Raw genomic sequence first — 7464 nt, 5'->3', positions numbered from 1 at the left:
GCCCCCCCCCTCTGTCCCGGGGGCCCCACCTCGGGTGTGGGGGGCCCCCCCGGGGGGGGGCCCCCCCCCGGGGGGCCCCCCCCCGCCCGGTGGCATCAGAAGTCGTCGTCGAAGGCGACCGAGCCCTCGACCGCGACCTGGTAGGCCGAGGCGCGGCGCTCGAAGAAGTTGGTCAGCTCCTGGACGTTCTGCAGCTCCATGAAGGAGAACGGGTTCTCCGAGCCGAAGACCGCGGGGAAGCCGAGGCGCATCAGGCGCTGGTCGGCCACGCACTGCAGATACTCCTGCATCGACGCGGTGTTCATGCCCGGCAGCCCCTCCCCGCACAGATCGCGGGCGAACTGCAGCTCCGCCTCGACGGCCTCCTTCAGCATGTCGGTGACCTGCTGCTGGAGCTCGTCGTCGAAGAGGTCCGGCTCCTCCTCGCGGACGGTGTCCACGACCGAGAAGGCGAACTCCATGTGCATCGACTCATCGCGGAACACCCAGTTGGTGCCCGTCGCCAGGCCGTGCAGCAGCCCGCGCGAGCGCAGCCAGTACACGTACGCGAAGGCGCCGTAGAAGAACAGCCCCTCGATACAGGCCGCGAAGCAGATCAGGTTGAGCAGGAAGCGGCGGCGGTCCTCCTTGGTCTCCAGCCGGTCGATCTTCTCCACCGAGTCCATCCAGCGGAAGCAGAACTCCGCCTTCTCCCTGATGGAGGGGATGTTCTCGACGGCGGCGAAGGCCGCGGCGCGGTCGTCAGGATCGGGGAGGTAGGTGTCCAGCAGCGTCAGATAGAACTGGACATGCACCGCCTCCTCGAAGAGCTGCCGCGACAGATACAGCCGCGCCTCGGGGGAGTTGATGTGCTTGTACAGCGTCAGCACCAGGTTGTTGGCCACGATCGAGTCGCCGGTCGCGAAGAAGGCGACCAGACGGCCGATCAGATGCTGCTCACCGGGGGAGAGCTTGGCGAGGTCGGTGACGTCGGAGTGGAGGTCGACCTCCTCCACGGTCCAGGTGTTCTTGATCGCGTCGCGGTAGCGGTCGTAGAACTCCGGGTACCGCATCGGCCGCAGGGTGAGTTCGAAGCCCGGGTCGAGCAGGTTCTTCTGGGACGTGGGGGACATTACTGGCAGGCCTCGCAGGACTCGGGGTTTTCCAGGGAGCAGGCGATCGCGTCGGCCTCGGCCGGAGCCTGCTGTACGGGGATGGGGGCAGGGGCGGGTGCGTTGGCCGCGGCGCCGCCGCCACGGGCGCTCTGGGCGATCCGGGTGGCCGGACGCGAGCGCAGGTAGTACGTGGTCTTGATGCCGCGCTTCCAGGCGTACGCGTACATCGAGCTGAGCTTGCCGATGGTCGGCGAGGCCATGAAGAGGTTCAGCGACTGGCTCTGGTCGAGGTACGGGGTGCGGGCCGCCGCCATCTCGATCAGGGCGCGCTGCGGGATCTCCCACGCGGTGCGGTACAGGTCCCGTACGTCCGCGGGCACCCAGGAGAACTCCTGGACCGAGCCGTTGGACTCGCGCAGCGCCTCGCGGGTCTGGGCGTCCCAGACGCCCAGCTTCTTGAGGTCGTCCACCAGATACGAGTTGACCTGGAGGAACTCCCCGCTGAGCGTTTCGCGCTTGAAGAGGTTGGAGACCTGCGGCTCGATGCACTCGTAGACGCCCGCGATGGAGGCGATGGTCGCGGTCGGCGCGATCGCCAGCAGCAGCGAGTTCCGCATCCCGGACTTCGCCATCCGGGTGCGCAGCGCCTCCCAGCGCTCCGGCCAGGTGGCCACCGCGTCCGTGTAGTGGTCCGGGTGCAGCACACCGCGCGCGGTGCGGGTCTCGGACCAGGCCGGGTGCGGGCCGTGGCGCTCGGCGAGCTCGCAGGACGCCTCGTACGCGGCGAGCATGATGCGCTCGGAGATCCGGGTGGAGAGCGCCTTGGCCTCGGGCGAGTCGAACGGCAGCCGCAGCCGGAAGAAGACGTCCTGCAGCCCCATCAGGCCCAGGCCCACCGGCCGCCAGCGGGAGTTGGAGGCCCCGGCCTCGTCCGTCGGGTAGAAGTTGATGTCCACCACGCGGTCGAGGAAGGTCACGGCGGTGTGGACGGTGGCGTCGAGGCGCTCCCAGTCCAGCTGCCCGTCCTCGTCCAGGTGCGCGGCGAGGTTGACCGAGCCGAGGTTGCACACGGCGGTCTCGCCGTCGTTGGTGACCTCCAGGATCTCGGTGCACAGGTTCGAGGAGTGGACGACCCTGCCGGGCTCGGCGGTCTGGTTGGCGGTGCGGTTGGCGGCGTCCTTGAAGGTCATCCAGCCGTTGCCGGTCTGCGCGAGGGTGCGCATCATCCGGGCGTACAGCTGCCGCGCCGGGACCTGCTTGACCGCCCGCCCCTCGGCCTCGGCCTTCCGGTACGCGGCGTCGAACTCATCGCCCCACAGGTCCACCAGATCGGGCGCGTCGACCGGGGAGAACAGCGACCAGTCGGCGTCCGCCTCGACCCGGCGCATGAACTCGTCCGGGATCCAGTGGGCGATGTTGAGGTTGTGGGTGCGGCGGGCCTCCTCGCCCGTGTTGTCCCGCAGCTCCAGGAACTCCTCGAGGTCCGCGTGCCAGGTCTCCAGATAGACGCAGGCCGCGCCCTTGCGCCGGCCGCCCTGGTTGACGGCGGCCACCGAGGCGTCGAGTGTGCGCAGGAACGGCACGATGCCGTTGGAGTGCCCGTTGGTGCCCCGGATCAGCGAACCGCGCGCCCGAATACGGGAGTAGGACAGGCCGATGCCGCCCGCGTGCTTCGACAGCCGTGCCACCTGGTGGTAGCGGTTGTAGATCGAGTCCAGCTCGTCCAGCGGCGAGTCCAGCAGATAGCAGGACGACATCTGCGGATGCCGGGTGCCGGAGTTGAACAGCGTGGGGGAGCTGGGCAGATACGACAGCGTGCTGGTCAGCCGGTACAGCTCGGCCACATCGTCCAGCGCCCGCTCCGAGAGGTCCTCGGCGAGCCCGCAGGCCACCCGCAGCAGGAAGTGCTGCGGGGTCTCGATCACCTGACGGGTGATCGGGTGGCGCAGCAGATAGCGGCTGTAGAGGGTGCGCAGTCCGAAGTAGCCGAAGCGCTTGTCGGCGCCGTCGGCCAGGGCCCGCTCCACCAGCGCGTCCAGCCGTGCGGCGTGGGCGGCGGCGAACTTGGCGGTGGAGTCGGCCAGCAGGCCCTCACGGTGGCCCACCTGGACGGATGTGGAGAAGGAGACCGCGCCCTGCCCGGCCGCCTCCTCCGTGATGGTGAGCGCCAGCAGTCGCGCGGCCAGCCGCGAGTACTCCGGCTCCTCGGCGATCAGCCCGGCCGCCGCCTCGGTCGCCAGGCCGCGCAACTCCGCCTCGTCCGAGCCGGGATGGCGGCCGCGCAGGGCGGCGGCCGCGACCTTGCCGGGGTCGGTGGCGGGCAAGTCGGCGGTGAGTCCGGTAAGCGTCCGTAGCAGGGCGGTTCCGGGCGCGTCGTGCGCTGCCTGAGAAACCGCCTGCTCTGAAACCGGATCTGCGGGCGCGATGGTCACTGAGGTGCTCTCCCTCGCTCGGCCGGGGCCACGAGGGGAGGCGCGATGGGCGCGTACGGGCATGCCGATGCCGCACTCCTCGTACGCCAGGCACACCACGCAGCGTCCATCGGCCCAACCCTCGAGGCCGGGGGACGTGTTCACACAGGGCCGTCGGCAGGTGCTCGGACTTACGGGCACGCCGCATAAGCGCACACGTACACCGTTGCGGGACAGTTCCGGATTCCCACCGGATTCCCCTGCGGCGACAGCGAGGACGAGCATACATCTTGTGTCGACCGACGCACGCACCCCCATATCTTGTGTCGTGAGGTGCGGAGTTTCGCATGAATGTGCTAATGCGTTCCGGAGGTGGCCCGTGACCTGGGGCCCGTGGCAGCCCGCAGCCGGGCGCGCACACAAGCCCGTGACCCGTCGCGCACGCGAGCCCATGGCCCAGGGCGCACGCCGCCGGTCGTCACAGCTCCACCGTGAACGCCCACAGGGTGAGGTCCAACTCGGCTATCGGCGACCAGTCGCGCTCCGGGGCCCGCACGAACCCCAGCCGCTCGTACAGCCGGTGGGCGGCGGTCATGGACTGCTGGCTGCTGATCACGATCCGCCGCAGCCCCAGCGCGCGCCCCCGGTCCAGGCAGGCGCGCACCAGCGCCTCGGCCGCCCCGCGCCGCCGCGACTCCGCCCGCACGGCCAGCATCCGGAACTCGCCCTCGCCAGGCCGGGCCAGCTCCGCATACGCGCCGCCGTACACCGCGAACGCCACGGCCCCCAGCACCTCGTCACTCGCCGCGTCCGCCGCGACCAGCAGCTCGGCCTCGGCGGCCCGGCGCCGGGCGTCGCGCAGGGTGGTGAGATATGGATCACTGTCGCCGAAGTCCAGGAGCCCGTCACCGAGATACACCTGCGCGGTGAGCTCCCCGATCCCGTCCAGCTCCTCGTCCCGCGCGCGCCTGATCGTGATGTCCATGGCCGCAGTCTGCCGCACACCACTGACAATCGGGCCGCCATGCCGTCACTCGCCGGTCTTCGCCGTCACTGGACGGCGGTGTTGATCACTCCGGTGGAGCCCGCGCGCTTGTTGGCGGCGTCGGCTTCCTGATAGGTGAAATAGCGCCGGACCGTGCCGTCCGGCAGCGTCAACTCATAGACGACAACGGGTCGCGGGCCACGTGTCCCTCCGCCGCAGTTGCAGGCCATGGCTGCCGTTCCTTTCCCTCGAGTCCAGTACGGGTCGGTGTCAGTCCAGCCACCGCGAGGCGACCCCGGCGAGGTAGGAGAGCGTCAGGGCGGTGGCCGGGAGGTGGAACCACGCGGTGGTGTGCAGCAAGGAGGCGTAGACGGCGATGGCGCCGGCCACCCAGGTGCTGGTGCACCAGCCGCAGTTGACGAGGTAGGAGGGCCGGGAGTCGTCGCCGAAGCGGTCGGCGACCCAGGTTCTGAACTCCGCCGCCAGCGTGTCCTTGGTGATGAAGCGGGTGATACGGCAGGTGGTGCCGAGGGCGAGGAGGAACGCGGCGAGGCTCATCGGATCGATCCCTCCCCGGGTGGTCCCGCACGGGTTGGCACTGCCGATGTCACTCATTAGAGGCACGGTGGAGGACGGCAGGCCATACTCCGGCCGCGCGTTCCCCCGAATAGCGGAGCGCTTGTCATACAAGCTCGCCGCCAGGCGCGCCCAGATGCGCCAAACGAGTGATGGCAGCCCCGGAACCTTGAGCGATGGGGGCGGGCGTGGATAACTGGAAACGTGCCACCGAGGGTGCCCCATACCTCATAGGCCATCCAGGAGCCGGGCGTTCGTCCCGTAGCTCCGCTCTCACCCGGCGCATCGCTCCCGCGCTCTGACCGGCCGCCCGGCGGCTTTCCGTTCCTCCGGTGCCGGCCTGCCTCGACCGCGCGGCGACGACGAGGCGTTGACCAGCGGCTTGCCCACGACATCGGCATGCCGTCGGCGCGTATCACCCGAACCCTTCCCGGGAGGACCAACCATGACCTCGACCGCTCTCGCGACCGCCGCCCCCACCGCGGCCAACTGGCCCCCGTCGCAGGTGGGGCCGCCGTTGCTGCTGTCCGTGGTGCCCAACTCGGGCCCCGCCGCCGGTGGGAACCTCGTCCAGCTCAACGGGCAGAACCTGCGCAACGTCATCAGCGTGACCTTCGGCGGCGTGCCCGCGCAGATCGTCAGCCAGAGCAGTTCCGGTGGCGGCGGCTGGGATGGTGACTGGGGCGGCGGCTGGGGTGGCGGTGGCTGGCCCGGAGGCGGCGGCTGGCCGGGCAATCCCACCAACGACATCGTCGTGGTGATAGCCCCGCCGCACGCGCCCGGGCCCGTCCAGGTCCTGGTCACCACCACCGCCGGCACCAGCAACAGCCAGCCGTACACCTACGTGGCGCCGACGCCGCCCACCGCCTTCTCCATCACCCCGACCGTGGGACCGACCACCGGCGGCACCCTGTACGTGATCACGGGCACCAATCTGACCGGGGTCACCAGTGTCACCTTCGGCGCGAACCCCTCGGCGATCCTGACCATCAACCCGGGCGGGACCAGCCTGATCGGCATCACCCCGGCAGGCCCGCCCGCGGGCGGCAACGTCACCGTCACGCTGAGCGGCCCGGGCGGCAGCACCACTGTCCCCGGCGGTTTCACCTACTTCGTCGCGCCGCCCGCCCCGGTGCCCACCAACATCACGCCCAACACCGGACCTATCGCCGGCGGCACCGCGTTCACCATCAACGGCACCAACCTCGGCAGCGTGCTGGGCGTGCTGTTCAACGGCGTCCCCGCCACCGGTGTGACCGCCACCGCCACCACGGTCACCGGCACCACCCCGGCCGGGGTGCCCGGCACCGCGACCGTCACGCTGGTGACGGCCTTCGGGACCGTCACCGTCCCCGGCGGGTTCCTCTACGTCTGATACGGCCGACCGTGCGCATCAGGCACCCCGCGCCGGTCACCGGGTCTCGTTCCACAGGGCCCGGTGACCGGCGTCGCCGTCGATCTGCTGGGTGCCGATGACCTCCAGGACCCGCAGCTTCTCGTAGCTCTCGGAGCCGGGCGTGGCCGTGAAGACGAGGAGGGAGTGCTCCTGGTCGGGGTCGAGGAGCGTCTGGCAGTGGAGCGTGAGTTCGCCGACCTCGGCGTGGACGAAGCGCTTCTCGTCGGTGTGGGTGAGGTCGACCTGGTGCTCGTTCCAGATGACCGCGAACTCCTCGCTCTCGTCCAGGAGCCGGTGGGCCAGGGCCGCGGCCGCCGAGCGCGGGCCCTGCCGGGCCGCGGCGCGCCGCAGCTGGGCGGTGAAGACGCGCCCGTGGAGCGGGTGGTCGGCGGCCGGGTAGACGAGCCTCGACGAGGGGTCGGTGAACCACCGGTGGACGACGCTCCTGGCCGGGCCGGTGTACCGGGTCTGGTCGCCGAGCAGCGCCGTCGCCAGCCGGGTCTGGACGAGTGTCTCGCCGAGGCCGCCCATGATCTGCGCCGGGGTGTCGTGCAGCCGGTCGAGGATGCGCATGAGCCCCGGGCTGATGTGATCACCGCGCAGGGTGGGCCGGGGCGTGCCGTGGCCGGCGAGCAGGAAGAGATGATCGCGTTCGGCCAGGGACAGACGGAGTCCGCGGGCGATCGCGGCGATCATCTGCTCGGAGGGCTGCGGGCCCGTTCCCCGCTCCAGGCGGGCGTAGTAGTCGGTGGACATACCGGATAGTTCGGCGACCTCTTCCCGGCGCAGGCCGCGGGTGCGCCGCCGGGCCCGGTGCGGCAGCCCGATGTCCTCGGGCTGGAGGGCCTCGCGGCGGCCCCGGAGGAAATGCGCGAGCTCCGTGCGGTCCATGGGTGGCCTTCTCTTTCCTGCCGCGGCGCGCCGCCGATTGCCGCGACCCTTCGCTCCCGACCAGTGTGCCGACGAGGCCGACGGTTATCCACGGACTGCTGGTCAGTGGAT

7 protein-coding genes and 1 riboswitch are annotated in these 7464 nt (G+C 70.6%); of the genes, 1 reads left to right on the top strand and 6 read right to left on the bottom strand.

All coding sequences use genetic code 11. From position 1 onward, the window contains the following. Window positions 1-95 precede the first annotated feature (95 nt). The 5 genes from ACFYOY_RS02455 to ACFYOY_RS02435 form a co-directional block, all read right to left on the bottom strand. The gene (locus ACFYOY_RS02455; protein WP_203348521.1) at window positions 96-1112 is read right to left on the bottom strand and encodes a ribonucleotide-diphosphate reductase subunit beta; all 1017 of its coding nucleotides are present in this window, start codon (window positions 1110-1112) and stop codon (window positions 96-98) included. After that, entirely contained in the window at window positions 1112-3526 is a 2415-nt protein-coding gene (locus ACFYOY_RS02450; RefSeq protein WP_388584311.1) for a ribonucleoside-diphosphate reductase subunit alpha, read from the bottom strand. The genes ACFYOY_RS02455 and ACFYOY_RS02450 overlap by 1 nt, the downstream gene beginning before the upstream one ends. A gap of 137 nt (window positions 3527-3663) precedes the next feature. Next, window positions 3664-3824: riboswitch (cobalamin riboswitch) on the bottom strand. Window positions 3825-3983: 159 nt separating this feature from the next. After that, entirely contained in the window at window positions 3984-4490 is a 507-nt protein-coding gene (locus tag ACFYOY_RS02445) for a GNAT family N-acetyltransferase (protein WP_351879915.1), read from the bottom strand. A 65-nt stretch (window positions 4491-4555) separates the two neighbouring features. Then, on the bottom strand, window positions 4556-4720 hold the full coding sequence (locus tag ACFYOY_RS02440) for a hypothetical protein (protein ID WP_165455929.1): 165 nt from the start codon (window positions 4718-4720) through the stop codon (window positions 4556-4558). Between the two features lie 40 nt (window positions 4721-4760). Next, window positions 4761-5048 (bottom strand): hypothetical protein, encoded by a 288-nt coding sequence (locus ACFYOY_RS02435; RefSeq protein ID WP_388584308.1) that lies wholly within the window; start codon window positions 5046-5048, stop codon window positions 4761-4763. Window positions 5049-5511: 463 nt separating this feature from the next. Between ACFYOY_RS02435 and ACFYOY_RS02430 the strand changes: the two genes are divergently transcribed. After that, window positions 5512-6441, top strand: coding sequence for an IPT/TIG domain-containing protein (locus tag ACFYOY_RS02430; RefSeq protein WP_388584305.1), 930 nt, complete (start codon window positions 5512-5514; stop codon window positions 6439-6441). Window positions 6442-6477: 36 nt separating this feature from the next. Here ACFYOY_RS02430 and ACFYOY_RS02425 read toward each other — a convergent pair whose 3' ends face one another. Then, on the bottom strand, window positions 6478-7353 hold the full coding sequence (locus tag ACFYOY_RS02425; protein ID WP_351879922.1) for a helix-turn-helix transcriptional regulator: 876 nt from the start codon (window positions 7351-7353) through the stop codon (window positions 6478-6480). Window positions 7354-7464: the final 111 nt, after the last annotated feature.

The sequence above is a fragment of the Streptomyces sp. NPDC007875 genome (assembly GCF_042868035.1).
GTDB classification, from domain to species: domain Bacteria; phylum Actinomycetota; class Actinomycetes; order Streptomycetales; family Streptomycetaceae; genus Streptomyces; species Streptomyces antimycoticus.
This window is presented reverse-complemented; position numbering and strand designations above follow the sequence as displayed.